Source organism: Allopontixanthobacter confluentis (genome assembly GCF_009827615.1).
Lineage (GTDB): Bacteria > Pseudomonadota > Alphaproteobacteria > Sphingomonadales > Sphingomonadaceae > Allopontixanthobacter > Allopontixanthobacter confluentis.
In genome coordinates this window covers 502,718-519,101 of record NZ_WTYU01000002.1, presented here as the reverse complement: position 1 = coordinate 519,101, position 16,384 = coordinate 502,718, and the positions used below count along the sequence as shown (strand labels likewise).

The window sequence follows — 16,384 nt, the reverse complement described above, 5'->3', positions numbered from 1 at the left end:
CAAGTCACTCATCGAACGCATACTCCTTCCGGTCGAATGAAGCGGTCCATAGGCGCAGGCGGCCCCTAGCGTCAAAGCACTTGGCGTAAGCGGCCCTACACCGTAAAGCCCAAGCGGATTGACCAACTGTATTGTTGGTGTGATACAGTAGCCAGAGATGACCATGACCGACACCACCACCGCAGACACATTTTCGCAGCATTCGTCCCTGAACCAATCAGCACATCCGGCGCAATCGGGCCAGTTGGCGCAACCGACAAAGGCGCACACGGCGCGCCGCGCGATGATTGACAGCCAGCTGCGCACCAGCGGCGTGAATGAACCCTTTGTGCTGGCGCGCATGTCCGCTGTGGCGCGGGAGGATTTCGTCCCTGAAGCTGCGCGCGATACAGCCTATATTGACCGGTCCATCCCGCTTGCCAACGGCCGCCGCCTTGCGGCGCCGCTGTTTTACGGGATGATACTGGCAGAAGCGCAGCCCGGCCTGTCCGACACGGCGCTGGTGGTGGACAGCGGCAGTGGTTACCTGCCTGAATTGCTGCGCCCGCTGGTCGGCTCGCTCGATGTCATAACCCCTGAAGATGCCGCTGCGGAAACTGCGTCACCAGCACGCTATTCGCTGGTGCTGGTGGACGGCGCAGTGGAAGAACTGCCCGATACATTGGCACAACGGATGGACGATGGCGCCCGCATCCTGACGGGGCTGGTGACAAATGGTGTGACCAAACTTGCAGTGGGCCGCAAATCAACCAGCGGCATCGGGCTGCTGGCATTGGCAGAAATGGGCATCCCGCGCCTATCCGAATTCGACAAGACGACAGGCTGGAGCTTCTGACCATGTATCGCAGGCTGGTAAAAATGGCGCTACTCGCCAGCGCGGCATCCCTTGCAGTGCCAGCCAATGCCGACACCCTGCGCGAGGCGCTGGCGGCAACTTATGTCACCAACCCCACCCTGCAGTCTGCCCGCGCCAACCAGCGCGCCACTGACGAGACTGTGGCGGTTGAAAAGGCCGCAGGCAGGCCCAACGCGTCTGCTTCGGGCCAATATGTGGAATTCATCAAGCAGTCCTCCACCAGTTTCACCGCGCCCGAACGCTCTATTGGTGCAGGCCTGGACCTGGGCGTGCCAATTTATTCAGGCGGCGCGGTCAAGAATGCAATCCGGTCGGCTGAAACAAGGGTGAAAGCAGGGCAGGCTGACCTGCGCGGGACCGAATCGGCGATTTTCACTCAGGTTGTCGCGGCCTATATGGATGTGCTGCGCAATCAGGCCATTGTCGGCCTGTCTGGCAATCAGGTCGATGTCCTGTCGGTCAATCTGCAGGCCACCAGTGACCGGTTTGAAATTGGCGACCTGACCCGCACGGACATTGCCCAGTCGCAATCGCGGCTGGCCGTGGCACAAAGCGATTTGCAGACAGCGCAGTCCAATCTCATATCCGCGCGCGAAAATTACATTCAGCTGGTTGGCCAGATGCCGGTTGACCTGCAGCCCCCACCACCCCTGCCGGGTCTGCCCGAGAGCGCGGACGCCGCGCTGTATACGGCGCTGGAAAACAACCCTGACCTGATTGCCGCCCGCGAACGCGCCGAAGCCAGCGCATATGATATCAGCGTGGCCGGCGCGGGCCGCCTGCCGCGTGTGTCGCTGTTTGCGGGCAGCGATTATTCCAATTTTCTGGGCACTCTGGGCGGCAATATCTCCGGCAATCTGCCGCAAACCTCCACATCGGCGCAGGCTGGTGTACAAGTGAGTGTGCCCTTGTTTCAGGGCGGGCGCCCTGCCGCCCTTCAGCGTCAGGCGCAGGCCCGTTCCGCAGCAGCGCTGGAACAGGTGATTGCGGCAGAACGCGAAGTGATCGCCCAGGTCCGTGCGGCCTATGCCAGCTGGCAGGCTGCCAATGCCATCATCGTCTCGTCGCAGGCGGGCGTGTCGGCTGCCGAACTGTCGCTGGAAGGCGTCCGGGCGGAAAATTCGGTCGGCAATCGCACCATTCTCGACATTCTCAATGCCGAGCAGGAATTGCTGCAATCCCGCGTGTTGCTGGTGACAGCACGGCGCAACGCTTATGTGGCCGGGTTCAGCCTGCTGGCCGCCATGGGCCGCGCAGAAGCGCGCGATCTGGGGCTGGCCGATGAAGGGCTGTTGTATGACCCGCAAGTCAATGCGGACCGCGTTTCGGGCAAGTGGTTCGACTGGTCACGCGACCCAGATCCTGCCGCACAATCGACACGCACCGTTGACATTCCTGCTCCGGACGCTGAAATTCCAGCACAAGGTGACTCGCAGTCGGGCACCTGAACCATCTGACGCCAGACTTTTCGAAGGCTAGTTCATAATGCGCCAACAGAGCGAAGCATCGGTTGAAGAAATCCTTGAATCGATCAAAAAAGTGATCGCCCGCGACAACCGCGCCGGTGCTGCCGAAGAACGCCGCCAGCGCGAATCGGATGGAATCCGCCATCTCGCCACAGAAATGACGCGCGAAATGACACGCGAAATGACCGCTGGAGCCACCTCGGACACCAGCGTCGAACCGGCGGACGCGGATGAGGCAGACGAAGTTCTGGACCTCGGCATGGCCGATTTCGCCGAAGAAGAACCCGCATCGGATGGCTTTGACGATTCCCGGTTCGAAGATGATCATGACGATGATGATATCCCGCTGACTGCTGAGCCAGTGCGCGATTCCATGCGTGAAAATTTTGCCGCGCTGGCAATGCTGTCGCAGCCGGGCGCTGCGCCGCAAATCGTGCGTTCAGGGGAAACTTCGCTGGAAGGTCTGGTGCGCGATATGCTGCGCCCGATGCTGTCGGAATGGCTGGACAGCAACCTGCCATCAATGGTGGAAAAAATGGTTCAGGCCGAAATCGCCCGGATTGCCGGAAAGCGCGGCTGAAAGCTGGCGCCGATCGGGTAAACGCCCGTTTGGCAGCCGCGTGACGGCGGCGATACTGCGCGGCACACAAGGGGCTTGCACCTGCCGGCGGAGCGGCTAATCCTCAGCCCATGAAAATCAACACCGGGTTTGCACTCACCGCTGTGTCGCTGGCAATGGCCGCACCGCTTTCCGCCTCTGACACGACTGCGCCAATGTCCGCGCAGGACCTTGTCACAATGCCGAGGCTGGGGGCAGGAGCCACCAGCGCCGATGGGCAGTGGGTCATTTATCCTGTCACGCAGACAGATCCCGCAACGTACGCTCGCAGCACGCGTTATTATTTGCAGAACCTGTCGGCAAAACTTGCAACGCCTGTCGTCCTGAACCTGCCGGATGGCGCGTCTGACGCCAAATTCGCGCCTGACGGTGCAGTGTATTTCCTGGCCAGCGGCAAGGATGGCAAAAACACCAGTCAGGTGTGGCGCACGGCTGCACCTGCCACTGGCCAGCAAGCCATCACCGTAACCCAAGTAACCGATCTGGACGCCGAAGTGGCTGGGTTCAGCCTGTCGCCCAATGGCCGCAAGATTGCCGTGTGGGGCGATATTCCGCGTGATTGCGCCACATTTGGTTGCAGTGATGCGCCTGCTTCGCATTTGCCCGGCCCCGGAACAGGCAGGTTGTATGATGCGCAGGACGGCTTCATCCGCCACTGGGACAGTTGGGAAACGCCGGGCAACCATAGCCGGGTGTTCACTTTCGATCTGCTGGATGGCAGGGCCACAGGACCCGGCGTTGCCGCCGATGGCCCGGCAGGCACGGGCGCGCTGACAGGCGATGCGCCGACCAAGCCATTTGGCGGGGGCGAAGATGTCGTCTGGGCGCCGGACAGTTCCGGCGTGTATTTTGCTGCCCGTGTGGCTGATGCGCAGGAGCCACTGTCCACCAATGTGGATATTTACTGGGCGCCTGCGGCAGGCGGCGCGCCGCGTAATCTGACTGCGGCCAATACGGCGTTCGATGCGCTGCCTGCACCATCGCCTGATGGCAAATGGCTGGCCTATGTTGCCATGGCGCGGCCGGGATATGAAGCGGACCGCAAGATCATCCAGCTGCGCAACCTGAAAAACGGCCAGACCCGCGCCTTGACGCAAGGTTTTGACCGCTCGTTTGATTCCATTGCATGGACGCCTGATTCGCGGTGGATCGTCGCCACCGCGCAGGACACGCTGGACACGCCAGCTTTCCGCATCGACCCCCGCAGCGGCGCGGTCGAAACCCTTGACCTGATGCCCGGAAACGAAGCGCATATCGGCGATGTGACCACCCTGCCGGGCCAACGATTGCTGTTTACGCGCAATTCCATCGGCGCACCGTCAGAAATGTATTTGTCGCAAGGCTGGGGACAAGCGCAGCCGGTTACTTCTGTGGCATTGGCGGAAATGGGCAAACTGTCGCCTGTGGTCATCCGCCGGTTCAGCTTTACAGGTGCAGATGGCGACACGGTGTGGGGCCAGATCACCAAACCTGAAATGAAACAGGGCGCGGATGCTGCACAAATTCCGGCCATTCTCTATGTGCATGGCGGGCCGCAAGGCTCGTTCAATGACAGTTGGTCGAGCCGGTGGAACCCGCGTGTTCTGGCCAGCCAGGGCTATGCCGTCATTTCCATCGATTTTCACGGCAGCACTGGTTACGGGCAGGCATTTACCGATGCCATCACCAATGACTGGGGCGGTAAACCGCTGGAAGATCTGCAAAAAGGCCTGGCCGCTGCCTTAGCACTGGACGCGCAGATTGACGGCGACCGGGCCTGCGCGATGGGCGCTTCTTATGGCGGATACATGATGAACTGGATTGCCGGTCAATGGCCTGACCGGTTCAAATGTCTGGTCCAGCACGATGGCGTATTTGACCAGCGTGCGATGTATTACGAAACCGAGGAATTGTGGTTCATCGAATGGGAACATGGCGGCAAGGCCTATTTCGAGGACCCGGCTGCGTTCGAACGGTGGAACCCGGTCAATTATGTCCAGAACTGGCAAACGCCAATGCTGGTCATCACTGGCGAAAAGGATTTCCGCATTCCCTATACGCAGGGCATTGCGTCATTCACCGCGCTTCAGCGCAAGGGTATTCCCGCCCAATTGCTGGTGTTTCCGGATGAAAACCACTGGGTGCTGAAGCCGAAAAATTCGCTGCAATGGCATCAGACGGTGTTTGGCTGGCTCGACCGCTGGCTGGCAAAACCGCAGCAGGATACAGAATGAACGAAGACAGGGCACTGGCCAAAGCGCGGCGTGCGCTGGCCAAGATTGGCGGGGAAACCGTTGATCGGCAGATTTTCCTGTGTGGTCCGTCAGAAAAACAGAAATGCTGCAGCAGGTCGGAAGGCAAGGCCGCGTGGGATTACCTCAAGAAACGGCTGAAACAGCTGGGTCTGGTGGGCCCCAAGCGGGATGACGGCACAGGCGGCGTGCAGCGGGCCAAGGCGGATTGCCTGCAAATTTGTGAGGCAGGGCCGATCGCGGTCATCTGGCCTGACCGGGTGTGGTATCATTCATGCAATGAGGATGTGCTGGAGAAGATCATCCAGCAGCATCTGATCGGCGGGCAGGTGGTTGAAGAATACCGCCTCACCGGCATGGCCGATTGATCACAATCGCCAGGTGAACATCTGCAACCGGCAATCAGTCGCGGCGCGAATCTTTCTGGTTATCGCGCACGTTTTCATCATGCCCCGTCCCGCTGGATAAGAACACCAGCCCCATCAGAGCGGATGTCAGCAGCATGGCAAAGCCGATGCCAAGCGCAGTCGCGATGTAGAAATGGACCGAGACCATTCCGTTGGTCTTGTAAAGCAATGCCACGGCAATCAGCACGGTGCCGATGGTTATCAGCAGCATGAACCGCATCAGCCGGCGATAGCGCGCCCAGGCAAAAGCCGCATTTTCAGGATCTTCAAGCGAGGGACGGTCTTTCATGACTTTCCTTTGCCGCGTGCGGCCACAGGTTGCAATGCCGCTTCGACGGGCGGATTCGCCAAGGACAATGTTTCATGGCATATTTCCACCTCATCAAAAGGAGGAAGCGCGTCATGGAAATTTCCCACCTGATAGCAGGCCGCGACCCGTCGCAGATTGTGACGTGCGATGTGTCGACGCCGGTGCGCGAAGTTATTGCGCTGCTGGCCGAACGCCGGATTGGCGCCCTGCCTGTCCTGCGCGGTGATGAAGTGGCCGGAATCTTTTCCGAGCGGGACCTTATCTACCGCGTGGCGGAGGCTGGTTCGGATTGTCTGGAACGCCCGGTTGGCGAGGTGATGACCGCCCCTGCCATCACCGTGAGCAAGCATGAAACGGTGCTGGACGCACTTGGCCTGATGACACGGCGGCGGATCCGCCATTTGCCAGTGGTGAACGGCAGCACAATGTGCGGCTTCATTTCCATCGGTGACCTGGTGAAATCACGCCTCGATGAGATCGCCCATGAAGCAGAAGCGATGCGCCATTATATCCAGACCGTGTGATAGCAGCTTTTCTGCCAGTTGGCCCCAGTGGGACGACAGGACAAGAACCTCTCTCTTGAGCGCGCGCGTGGGGCACCCTACATAGGCTGGATGACCCACAGCCTTACCTTGACGCCTTCTGCAGCAAAACGCGTGGCCTGGATTGCCGAAAAACAGGCAAAACCCGCCATTCTGCGCCTGTCTGTCGAAGGGGGTGGCTGTTCAGGCTTCCAATATAAGTTCGATCTGGCAGAAAATGCCGAAGCGGACGACAGTATCAGCGAAACAGATGGCGTGACGCTGGTGGTGGACCCTGTCAGCCTTGATCTCGTTTCGGGCAGTGTGGTGGATTTTGTGGAATCGCTTGGCGGCGCGGCTTTCAAGGTCGAAAATCCCCAGGCGGCAGCCGGTTGCGGCTGCGGTTCCAGCTTCGGCATCTGACCGGTCCGGTTTGAAGGGCCAAGCTGAAGTGCCAGTGTGATCTGCCCGGCTGAAGTACCAGTGTGATCGGCCTTTCCTGATATGCAGGTCATGATGGACGTTGCGCGCAGGTCCGCGCTAAGGCTGCGGCCATGAAAATTTCCAGCTACAATATCAACGGCGTCAAGGCACGCCTTCCCCGCCTGCTTGAATGGCTGCAGGAAACACGGCCTAAGGTTGCGTGCCTGCAGGAAGTGAAAAGCCAGGACGAAGGCTTTCCCGCCGAAGAATTCGAGAAAATCGGCTATCAGGCAATCTGGCATGGCCAGAAGGGGTTTAACGGCGTTGCCATCCTGGCAGACGGGGTAAAACCGGTGGAAATGCAGCGCGGCCTGCCCGGCGCGCCCGAAGACGAACAGGCGCGTTATCTGGAAGCGGATGTGGCTGGGGTGCGCGTTGTGTGCATCTACCTGCCCAATGGTAACCCGCAGCCCGGCCCTAAATTTGATTACAAGCTGGCATGGATGGAGCGGCTGCGCAGCCGTATGCAGCATCTCTGGTCGCTGGAACTGTCCTGCGCTGTGGTCGGCGATTTCAACGTTATCCCCGAAGACAAGGACGTCTGGTCGCCCAAGGCCATGGCAAGTGACGCCCTGATGCAGCCAGCATCACGCGATGCCTATGCGCGGCTGCTGGCAGACGGGTGGACCGACGCGCTGGACACTCTCAACCCGCGGGGCGGGGTGTGGACCTATTGGGATTATCAGGCAGGTGCGTGGCAGCGCGATCATGGCTTCCGCATCGACCATATGCTGTTGTCGCCTGAACTGGCTGACAGGCTGGTGGGCGCCGGGGTGGACAAGGACCATCGCGGGCGGGAGAAAGCCAGCGACCATGCTCCGGTATGGTTTGAAGTACGGGACTGACGCGAAAAAGCCCCCTCCCATTGCGGAAGGGGGTTTGATCACTTTGCGATAATTCCCGGCCCTAAATCATCGGCCCTAAATCAACGGCCCGAAAATATCGGCGCAAAATCAGCGGTAGAAAATATGGGTGTTGATGGTGGCGCGGGCCACTTTCTTGCGGCTCCATGACGGGCGCACATATTTCGCATGGAAATACAGCGAATCGGCGGCCTGACTGTCCCACAGACCTTCATGCGCGATGCGGGCAACAGCCTTGGCGCGTTTCCACGCGGATGATCCGCGTTTGATGCTGGGCATGGCGCCGCCCTTCACGAAGGAAAATTGCGAGCGCTGGAAGACGACGCCGCAATAGCTTTCGGGAAACTGGCCGGATTCTGCGCGATTGACGATAACCTGAGCGACAGCCAGCTGGCCGGCTACAGGTTCGCCGCGCGATTCAAAATAGATTGCCCCTGCCAGACATTCCATTTCGCTGGACAGGCTGGCGGGCGTGGTAACGCTGGAAACCAGCGCGTTGAGCGAAGCGGCCTGCGGCACGGCATTCGCCTTGGCATCAGCCGCGATGTCGTCGGCTACCTGCTCTGTAATGGGTTGAACCACTTCTTCTGCCACGAACACCGGGACGGTTTCTTCGGTCAGAGACTGGTTGCTGATTTCGTGAATTTCGCCCTGCTGGGCAAATGCGCCGGAACTTACGGCGCTGGCTATGGTTACTGTCAGTGTTGCGGCGATTGCCGACAAAGATGCAATATTGGTCTTACGACTCATAATCTCGTTCGTTACGGCGGTTGACGAGCACAGACGCAGGTGGGACCTGTTCGCGTTATTTGCGATTTAGGATTTGGTCCGATTTCAAGCCTGCCGGCCGCCACCCGTCTGCGTGCCTGTCTGGATGACCCCATGTCCTCCACGACCGCCTACGCACTCGGTAGCTGGCGGGCCAAATAGTTACATTTGAGACTAAGTCAACTTAACCGTTGAGGGAATCGATGAACCGTTCTGCATCTGCGATATCCGCCTCGATGATCCAGATATCGCTATCCTGACGCTTGCGCCGGTCAAGATATTCGTCAAATTCCTGTTTATTGTCAGGTGTTTGCTTTTTTGTTACGACGAAATTACGCGATCCGTCCGGCTGGGGCATTCTTTCGTAAAGGGCCCCGTTTCGGTGTCTGTCGATGGTTAATACAAGGATGGTACCAGCGTCTCGCTCACCCTTGGCCAGAACTGCTGCGTAACCGCCATTTGCCTGCACTGCCCGAATCAGCGCCGAAACCTCGACATGGGCCGGAAGGCGCGCATCGCTCATGCAGTCTCGCTGCCCGGACTATAGCCGGCCAGGCCCGACAACAGGATATGCGAGCGCATGAAGGTGCCAGTGCCGCGGCCAATTTCATCGCCTTCTTCATCAATTAGGCGCGCTTCGGCGACATAAACCCTGCGCCGCCCGCTGATCCAGCGGCCTTCTGCTATGACCCGTCCTGCGCGGACCGGCTTGGTAAAATGGAGGTTGAACGATGTCGTCAGCAAGAACCGGTCAGTCACCAGCGTATTGGCCGCATAAAACGCGGCATCATCCAGCATTTTGAAATAAATCGTGCCATGCGCGGCGCCAGCGGCATGGTAACACGCCTCTGTCACGTCGAACATCAGCCTTGAGCGGCCTTCGCCTTCGATCTGCAGTGTGGAGGCGAACAATCTGTTGACCGGCGCAGACCCATACAGGCGTTCCAGCGCGCGGTAATGCAGGCTGGCGCCGGGCGCCTCGTGGCTGGCAGAACTATCGTCAGGCCGCATCGCGGTCTATCCCGCTGCCTGAAAGATTGGTCAGCAAGGCGTTCAGGGCTTCCACATCAGTGGCGCCTGCCAGCGACTCATAAGTCGCTTCATCGCGGACCATGCGCGAAATGGCCGCCAGTGCATGAAGATGCGCCACACCGGCATTGCTGGGCGATAACAGGCCAATGACCAGATCAACCGGCATCCCGTCAGCAGAATCAAAATTCACCGATGTTTCGAGCTTGAGCAATGCGGCAACAGGGCGCTTCAGCCCGTCAATCCGCGCGTGCGGGATTGCCACACCGCTGCCAAAACCCGTGCTGCCCAGCTTCTCACGTTCTTCCAGCCCTTCCAGCACTTCATCACGGTCAAGCCCATAGGCTGCGGCCAGCCGCTCCGCCAGCAGGGCCAGAATCTGCGCCTTGTCGGCGGCGCCCACGATGGCGACAGCTTCGGGAAGGAGTTTGAAATTTGCGTTCATAAGTTGAATTACGTCTGTCTTACGACCGTGCTCCGGCGGAGTTGTGGGCTCCAGCACAATTGATGGCTGCAGCAAAGTTGTGGCCCGAAACTGCCTGCCGTCCCGATAGCGGGGGCAGGCAGTGCCTGGATGAATGATCTGGCGGAAGGCCGCAAAACCACCACTCTATCGGGCAGCAAAGCAGGCCATCAATGCGGTTCGACCCAGCCGATCGATCCGTCGTTGCGGCGATAGACCATATTATGGCGGCCGGTTCCAGCATTTTTGAAGAACATGGCATTGGTATCGCGCAGGTCCAGCATCATGACGGCATCAGCCACGCTGCTTTCAGGAATATCGACCTTTGTTTCTGCCACAATCAGCGGTGCATCGGCGGCTTCTTCCACATCCACTTCCTGGGGCGCGAAAATGCGGTAGGCAGCTTCTTCCTCGCGCGACGCATGGGCGGATTGTTCATGCCGGTCATTGAGGCGGCGTTTATAGCGGCGCAGCTGGGTGTCGATCTTGGTTGCTGCCTGATCAAGCGCGAGATGGGCATCCTGCGCTTCGCCATGACTTTTGACGATGAACCCTTGCATGACATGGGTCACAATATCGCAGCTGAAAGCACCGGCAGGCGCTTTGCCAAAAGTGACATGGGAGGACAGGGCGCGATTGAAATATTTCTCAACAATCGAGTTCAGGCGCTCTGCTGTGTGATCCTGCAGCGCTGCACCTGTTTCCACCTGGTGGCCTGAAACGCGAATATCCATTGAAATACCTCTTTTTGTTATAGGGGGCGCCCAGATGCGGATCTGGCCGACCCGGTTGGATTTTTAAGTGTTCATTCGCCCCAGAGCGGCGACTTTATCCCTTTCATAAACTCGTGATGACGCAGAAGTTCCTCAGGCCTTGCCGAATGGGGGCGGGGCTCCCGCCGGTCTTGCGAAACGGGCGTTCGGGCGCGAATTTCAAGCACATTGGCAGATGCCGCCCCCTCGTTCGCCAGTTCCAGCCCGATCTGGCGGCCGCCGGTCAATTCGACATAGACCTGCGCCAGCAATTCGGCATCCAGCAGCGCGCCATGCTTGACCCGGTGGCTGCGATCCACGCCGTAGCGGCTGCACAGCGCATCCAGCGACAGTTTGGCGCCGGGATGTTTCTTGCGCGCAATGGCCACAGTGTCCACCATCCGCGTCAGGCACACAGGTTCCATGCTGGCAATCGCCAGTTCGGCATTGAGAAAGCCAAAATCGAAGCTGGCATTATGCGCCACCAGCGGCGCATCGCCGATAAATTCAATCAGGTCAGCGGCAATGTCGGCAAACAGCGGCTTGTCAGCCAGAAAGGCCGCAGATAGGCCGTGAACAACCTCTGCCCCTGCCGGCATATCGCGCTGGGGATTGTAATAGGCATGGTAACTGCTGCCGGTGGCCACACGGTTGACCATCTCGACGCAGCCGATTTCGACCATACGATCCCCCGTTCTGGGGTCCAGACCGGTCGTTTCGGTATCGAAAACAACTTCACGCATTCTCTATACTATCGGACCGTCTGCGCCGCTGTGCAAGGGGTGCGGTCATTTTAAGCGCGCTGCATTGTCTTTGGCCTGCTGTTTCAGCCGGTCCGCCAGCACGGCAACCGCGGCTTCTGTGCGGGCAAGGGTGCCGCCTGTATCAATGACATGATCGGCGCGGGCGCGTTTTTCCGCGTCGGGCACCTGCAATGACAGAATGTGGGCAAATTTTTCCGGCGTCATGCCGGGGCGCTTCAGCACCCGCTCTCGCTGTGCGTCAGCAGGGGCGGACACGACCACCACCTGATCGACCCGGTCCTGGCCGTTTTTCTCGAACAACAGCGGAATATCGAACATCACCACGGGCGCATCTGCATGGCCCAGCAGAAATTCCTGCCGCATGGTGGCAACGGCGGGATGCACGATGGCTTCCAGCCGTTCCAGTGCGGCAGGATCGCCAAAGACTAATTCCCCCAGCTTTACCCGGTCCACCCCCGCAGCACTGGTCGTTCCGGGAAATTCCGCCTCGATTGCGGGCAGTAACGCCCCATCGCGGCCCTGCAGCACATGCACTGCGGCATCTGCATCAAAGACCGGCACGCCTGCATCCATGAACATTCTGGCCACGGTGGATTTGCCCATGCCGATGGACCCTGTCAGCCCCAAGATAAGCGGCTTTGTCATGCCCGCAGCCTTTCGCGCAATTCGGCATCATGCTGGCGCGGCGGCTCCATGCCGAAAAACAGGGAAAATGCCGCAGCGGCCTGACCGATCAGCATCGACAGGCCATCCACGGTGCGAAACCCTGCGGCGCGTGCTTGTGCCAGAAATTCTGTTTCAACCGGGTCTGTCACAATATCATAAGCGATCGAGCCGGGCGGGGCATGGCTGAAATGAAATTCAAGCGGGGGCTGGCCGCGCATGCCCAAAGGGCTGGCATTGACCACCAGATCAAGACAGCCTTCGCGGTCATCAAAAGCAAAATCGGTTGCCTGTGCAAAATGACCGAGCGGAGCCACATGATGGTCGGCCCCCGGAGCCAGTTCATCCAGCAACACGCGCGCCTTGTCCGGATTGCGCGCGGCCAGAACCACCACCATCCCGTGCTGCGCCAGTGACGCGACGATTGCCCGTGCTGCGCCGCCAGTGCCGATAACCCGCGCCATGCGGAACAGATGGCTGCGGCCCAAATCATCCGCCAGCGGTTCGAGAAAACCGGCGGCGTCCGTATTATAGCCCGACAGGGCGCCATCGGGGCCGCGCACCACGGTGTTCACCGCGCCAATCGCCTGTGCCACCGGGTCAAGCCGGTCCAGCAGCGGAATGATGGCCTGTTTGTGCGGCATGGTCACATTACAGCCGCGCCAGTCCGTGTTCTGGCGCGACCGGGCAAGATAGTCTGCAAGACCGTCTGTCGCCACGCCCTGCGCGGTGTAATGCGCATCAAGGCCGAGTTTTCCCGCCCAGAAATTATGGATCGCAGGAGATTTGGACTGTGCCACAGGATCGCCAATGACATGGGCAAGAAGGGTCATGAATTCACCATCGTCATGCACGCAGTTCCCCTGCATCCCTCAGCGCACCAAGCAGCGGCAGCAGCGGCATGCCAAGAACGGTAAACTGATCGCCATCCACCGCATCGAACAATTGTACACCCATTGCCTCAATCCTGAAAACACCGACGCAGTGGGACACCTCTGGCCATTCTGCATCGAGATAGGCGTGGATGAATTCGTCCGACAACGCCCGCACCTGCAAGGTGGCCAGCGCGGCATGCTGCCACACAATCGCATCATCGCGGGCAAGGGCCCCCGCGCTGTGAAGATGCATGGTCTTGCCGGAAAAATAGCGCAGATGCTCGGCTGCAGCAGCGCGGTTTGCCGGCTTGTCGAAACGTTGTCCGGCCACGCTCACCAGCGAATCGCTGCCCAGGACAAGCGTGCCGGGATAGGCATTGGTCAACGCTGCTGCCTTGGCCTTGGCCAGGGCAAGGGCGATGTCTTCGCACGACTGGCCAGCCAGGCCCGCTTCGATCCCGCGTTCGTCCACATTGGCGGGCACGGCTTCATAGGCCACCCCCGCTGCATCCAGCATGGCGGCGCGCGAGGCGGATTTGGATGCCAGAATAATCATTTGCCGGCGATCATATCGGATTGGTGCCGATGTGCGGTTCGGTTTCCCGCTTGTCGCGTTCATTATACAGCTTGATCACGGCTGCGGCCGTTTCTTCGATGGAACGGCGCGTCACATCAATGACTGGCCAGCCATTATCGGCAAACATGCGCCGCGCGAACTGGATTTCCTCGCGCACCCGTTCACTATCCACATAAGCGGTCTCGGTCGCTTCATTGAGGCTGAGAAGCCGGTTGCGGCGGATCTGCACCAGCCGTTCGGGGGCGGTTGTCAGCCCCACCACCAGCGGGTGGCGCAACCCGTACAGCGCCTTGGGCGGGGGGCTTTCCACCACCAGCGGGATATTGGCGGTCTTGAACCCGCGATTGGCCAGATAGATGCTGGTCGGTGTTTTGGAACAGCGCGACACGCCTGCCAGCACAATATCCGCTTCTTCCCAGTTTTCCCAGCCAATGCCATCATCATGGGCAATGGTGTAATGAATGGCATCGACGCGCGCGAAATAGGCCTCGTCCATGATATGCTGGCGCCCGGGGCGGCCATGGGCTTCCTGCCCCAGCTGGTTTTCCAGCGCTTCTGTGACGGCATCCAGCGCAGGAACGGCAGGCAGGCCCAGCTGGCGGCAATGGTCTTCCAGCCGGGCGCGGGTTTCAGGATTGACCAGAGTAAACAGGACCAGGCCGGGATTATCCGCCAGATCAGGCACAATCCGGTCCAGATGCTGGCGCGAACGGACCATGGGCCAGAAGTGGCGCACGATTTCGGCATCCTCGAACTGGGCGAGGGCGGCCTTGGCGACCATTTCGAGCGTTTCGCCCGTGGAATCTGACACCAGATGAAGGTGGAGTCGGCTCATGGATAAAGGGGTCTTGATGGCTGTGGACAAGAATTGGCATAAACCACGGGATAAAGCTGGCGACAAGTTACACCACTGATTCCATACCCACTACCGGCCATTTCCAACCGGCTTTGTGGACAGGCGAACATGGTTTTGAACAGGCTGGGGACAGTGGGGATAAACATTGCTTGACGCGAAGCCATCGGGATTCGCAAAGCTGACAAGCCTGTTCAAGCTGGGACAAATCGGGCAGAACGCAGATGTCCCCGATATCCACAGGGCCAACAGACTCCTACAATCCTTATTAAATACTATATTATTTTGATTGGACTCCTTCGATGCCCGGTCTTTTGATCGAAACCCTGCGCGGAAACCGTGCTGACCAGATACCCTTGTGGCTCATGCGCCAGGCTGGCCGTTATCTGCCTGAATACCGTGCCCTGCGCGCGGAAAAAGGCGGGTTTCTGGACCTCGTCTATGACAGCGATGCCGCAGCCGAGGTGACCATTCAGCCCATCCGCCGGTTCGGCTTTGACGGGGCGATCCTGTTTTCGGACATTCTGATCGTCCCCCATGCGATGGGTCAGACACTGGAATTCCTGGTCGGTGAAGGTCCGCGCCTGTCACCCCGCTTGCTGGATGCGCCGCGATCTTCGCCGCTCGCATCGCCGCTGGAAGGCCTGCAAGCCGTGCCAGAGCGTCTTGAGGCTATTTACCGCACCGTCGCCAAGGTGAAGGCGCTGCTGGGCCCTGAGACCACCTTGCTGGGCTTTGCCGGCAGTCCGTGGACCGTGGCGACCTATATGGTGAACGGCGAGGGCAGCCGCGACCAGCATGATACCCGCGCCATGGCCTACCGCGATCCGGCGGCTTTCCAGCAGATCATCGATGCGATTGTCGGCGTGACGATCGAATATCTGGCGGGGCAGATCGATGCCGGCGCAGAAGCGGTGCAATTGTTCGACAGCTGGGCCGGCAGCCTGGCACCGGCGCAGTTTGAACGCTGGGTGATTGCGCCCAATGCCGCCATCGTTGCGGCGGTAAAGGCGCGCTATCCCGATGTGCCGATCATCGGATTTCCTAAAGGTTCGGGCGAAAAACTGCCTGCCTATGCGCAGGAAACCGGGGTGGATGCGCTGGGCATTGATGAAACTATCGATCCTGTATGGGCCGCACGCGAATTGCCTGCCGGAATGCCGGTGCAGGGCAATATCGATCCGCTGCTGCTGCTGGCAGGGGGCGATGCGCTGGATGCGCAGGCCGACCATATCCTGCGCAGTTTTGCCGGCCGCCCGCATGTCTTTAACCTGGGCCATGGGATCGGGCAGTTCACGCCGATTGCCCATGTCGAACGGCTGATCGAAAAAGTTCGCAGCTGGAGGGGGTGACGAAACCCTCTTCGGTTCCTAGGTTTCTTGCATGCAGGATGTGCTTTCCATGACCTATCTCTGGCTCAAGGCCGGTCATATCATTTTTGTCATATTCTGGATGGCGGGCCTGTTCATGCTGCCGCGGTTTTTCGTCTATCACCAGGAAGCGCCGCAAGGTTCTGCCGAAGATGCCGTGTGGACAGACCGCGAAAACAAGCTGCTGAAAATCATCCTGCTGCCCTCCATCATTGCCGTGTGGCTGCTGGGGCTGGCGCTGGCCGGTTCCATCGGGGCGTTGCAGCAGGGCTGGTTCCACGCCAAATTGCTGCTGGTACTGCTGTTGTCGGGCTATCACGGCTATCTGTCCGCCTATGCCAAAAAACTGGCCCGGGGGGAGCGCCTGCTTACCGGCAAGAAATTGCGGCTGCTCAACGAAGTGCCCGGCATTGCTGCGGCCATCATCGTGGTGCTGGTGGTTGTCAAACCGTTCTGACAAGTGTGATTACCGCGCCGGACTGCGTGTAAACCGAATTGACGCATGGTGCGCAGC

The 16,384-nt window shown here is 59.6% G+C and carries 21 protein-coding genes; 10 read left to right on the top strand and 11 right to left on the bottom strand.

What is annotated here, in order from left to right; genetic code table 11:
- Positions 1 to 163 precede the first annotated feature (163 nt).
- The 5 genes from GRI44_RS10815 (at position 164) to GRI44_RS10795 (ending at position 5,540) form a co-directional block, all read left to right on the top strand.
- Positions 164 to 835 carry a protein-L-isoaspartate O-methyltransferase family protein gene (locus GRI44_RS10815; RefSeq protein WP_232843114.1) on the top strand — a complete coding sequence of 224 codons (672 nt, stop codon included), beginning with the start codon at positions 164 to 166 and terminating at the stop codon, positions 833 to 835.
- A 23-nt stretch (positions 836 to 858) separates the two neighbouring features.
- Positions 859 to 2,304 carry a TolC family outer membrane protein gene (locus GRI44_RS10810; protein ID WP_232843113.1) on the top strand — a complete coding sequence of 482 codons (1,446 nt, stop codon included), beginning with the start codon at positions 859 to 861 and terminating at the stop codon, positions 2,302 to 2,304.
- Positions 2,305 to 2,341: 37 nt separating this feature from the next.
- Positions 2,342 to 2,902: a DUF2497 domain-containing protein gene (locus GRI44_RS10805; RefSeq protein ID WP_160601796.1), complete on the top strand. Its 561-nt coding sequence runs from the start codon at positions 2,342 to 2,344 to the stop codon at positions 2,900 to 2,902.
- A 110-nt stretch (positions 2,903 to 3,012) separates the two neighbouring features.
- On the top strand, positions 3,013 to 5,154 hold the full coding sequence (locus tag GRI44_RS10800; protein ID WP_160601795.1) for a S9 family peptidase: 2,142 nt from the start codon (positions 3,013 to 3,015) through the stop codon (positions 5,152 to 5,154).
- Positions 5,151 to 5,540: a (2Fe-2S) ferredoxin domain-containing protein gene (locus GRI44_RS10795; RefSeq protein WP_160601794.1), complete on the top strand. Its 390-nt coding sequence runs from the start codon at positions 5,151 to 5,153 to the stop codon at positions 5,538 to 5,540. The genes GRI44_RS10800 and GRI44_RS10795 overlap by 4 nt, the downstream gene beginning before the upstream one ends.
- Before the next feature lie 34 nt (positions 5,541 to 5,574).
- On the opposite strand, the gene GRI44_RS10790 is transcribed toward GRI44_RS10795, so the two are convergent.
- Entirely contained in the window at positions 5,575 to 5,868 is a 294-nt protein-coding gene (locus GRI44_RS10790; RefSeq protein WP_160601793.1) for a hypothetical protein, read from the bottom strand.
- Positions 5,869 to 5,981: 113 nt separating this feature from the next.
- On the opposite strand from GRI44_RS10790, the gene GRI44_RS10785 reads away from it, so the two are divergent.
- The 3 genes from GRI44_RS10785 to xth all read left to right on the top strand — a co-directional run bounded on the left by GRI44_RS10785 (position 5,982) and on the right by xth (position 7,738).
- Positions 5,982 to 6,413 carry a CBS domain-containing protein gene (locus GRI44_RS10785; RefSeq protein ID WP_160601792.1) on the top strand — a complete coding sequence of 144 codons (432 nt, stop codon included), beginning with the start codon at positions 5,982 to 5,984 and terminating at the stop codon, positions 6,411 to 6,413.
- Between the two features lie 90 nt (positions 6,414 to 6,503).
- Positions 6,504 to 6,833, top strand: coding sequence for a HesB/IscA family protein (locus GRI44_RS10780; protein ID WP_160601791.1), 330 nt, complete (start codon positions 6,504 to 6,506; stop codon positions 6,831 to 6,833).
- A gap of 131 nt (positions 6,834 to 6,964) precedes the next feature.
- Positions 6,965 to 7,738, top strand: a complete 774-nt coding sequence (xth, locus tag GRI44_RS10775; RefSeq protein WP_160601790.1) for an exodeoxyribonuclease III — start codon at positions 6,965 to 6,967, stop codon at positions 7,736 to 7,738.
- Between the two features lie 108 nt (positions 7,739 to 7,846).
- On the opposite strand, the gene GRI44_RS10770 is transcribed toward xth, so the two are convergent.
- The 10 genes from GRI44_RS10770 to GRI44_RS10725 all read right to left on the bottom strand — a co-directional run bounded on the left by GRI44_RS10770 (position 7,847) and on the right by GRI44_RS10725 (position 14,482).
- Positions 7,847 to 8,506, bottom strand: coding sequence for a cell wall hydrolase (locus GRI44_RS10770; protein ID WP_160601789.1), 660 nt, complete (start codon positions 8,504 to 8,506; stop codon positions 7,847 to 7,849).
- Between the two features lie 202 nt (positions 8,507 to 8,708).
- On the bottom strand, positions 8,709 to 9,047 hold the full coding sequence (locus GRI44_RS10765; protein WP_160601788.1) for a DUF1491 family protein: 339 nt from the start codon (positions 9,045 to 9,047) through the stop codon (positions 8,709 to 8,711).
- The gene (locus GRI44_RS10760) at positions 9,044 to 9,535 is read right to left on the bottom strand and encodes a PaaI family thioesterase (RefSeq protein WP_160601787.1); all 492 of its coding nucleotides are present in this window, start codon (positions 9,533 to 9,535) and stop codon (positions 9,044 to 9,046) included. Before GRI44_RS10760 ends, GRI44_RS10765 begins: the two co-directional genes overlap by 4 nt.
- A complete protein-coding gene (locus GRI44_RS10755; RefSeq protein WP_160601786.1) occupies positions 9,525 to 9,998 on the bottom strand; it encodes a PTS sugar transporter subunit IIA in 474 nt (157 codons plus the stop codon). The genes GRI44_RS10760 and GRI44_RS10755 overlap by 11 nt, the downstream gene beginning before the upstream one ends.
- Positions 9,999 to 10,186: 188 nt before the next feature.
- The gene (gene hpf / locus GRI44_RS10750; RefSeq protein ID WP_160601785.1) at positions 10,187 to 10,750 is read right to left on the bottom strand and encodes a ribosome hibernation-promoting factor, HPF/YfiA family; all 564 of its coding nucleotides are present in this window, start codon (positions 10,748 to 10,750) and stop codon (positions 10,187 to 10,189) included.
- Between the two features lie 71 nt (positions 10,751 to 10,821).
- Positions 10,822 to 11,511: a DNA polymerase III subunit epsilon gene (gene dnaQ, locus GRI44_RS10745; protein ID WP_160601784.1), complete on the bottom strand. Its 690-nt coding sequence runs from the start codon at positions 11,509 to 11,511 to the stop codon at positions 10,822 to 10,824.
- 45 nt (positions 11,512 to 11,556) lie between these two features.
- Positions 11,557 to 12,177: a dephospho-CoA kinase gene (gene coaE, locus GRI44_RS10740; protein WP_160601783.1), complete on the bottom strand. Its 621-nt coding sequence runs from the start codon at positions 12,175 to 12,177 to the stop codon at positions 11,557 to 11,559.
- Positions 12,174 to 13,028, bottom strand: coding sequence for a shikimate dehydrogenase (gene aroE / locus GRI44_RS10735; protein ID WP_160602348.1), 855 nt, complete (start codon positions 13,026 to 13,028; stop codon positions 12,174 to 12,176). The genes coaE and aroE overlap by 4 nt, the downstream gene beginning before the upstream one ends.
- Positions 13,029 to 13,041: 13 nt before the next feature.
- Complete coding sequence (locus GRI44_RS10730; RefSeq protein WP_160601782.1) at positions 13,042 to 13,626, bottom strand: Maf family protein; 585 nt, start codon at positions 13,624 to 13,626, stop codon at positions 13,042 to 13,044.
- 10 nt (positions 13,627 to 13,636) lie between these two features.
- Entirely contained in the window at positions 13,637 to 14,482 is an 846-nt protein-coding gene (locus tag GRI44_RS10725) for a pyruvate, water dikinase regulatory protein (protein ID WP_160601781.1), read from the bottom strand.
- A 320-nt stretch (positions 14,483 to 14,802) separates the two neighbouring features.
- On the opposite strand from GRI44_RS10725, the gene hemE reads away from it, so the two are divergent.
- Together hemE and GRI44_RS10715 are read left to right on the top strand one after the other, a co-directional pair.
- Complete coding sequence (gene hemE / locus GRI44_RS10720; protein WP_160601780.1) at positions 14,803 to 15,852, top strand: uroporphyrinogen decarboxylase; 1,050 nt, start codon at positions 14,803 to 14,805, stop codon at positions 15,850 to 15,852.
- Positions 15,853 to 15,883: 31 nt separating this feature from the next.
- Positions 15,884 to 16,327 (top strand): CopD family protein, encoded by a 444-nt coding sequence (locus tag GRI44_RS10715; protein ID WP_160601779.1) that lies wholly within the window; start codon positions 15,884 to 15,886, stop codon positions 16,325 to 16,327.
- Positions 16,328 to 16,384 lie beyond the last annotated feature (57 nt).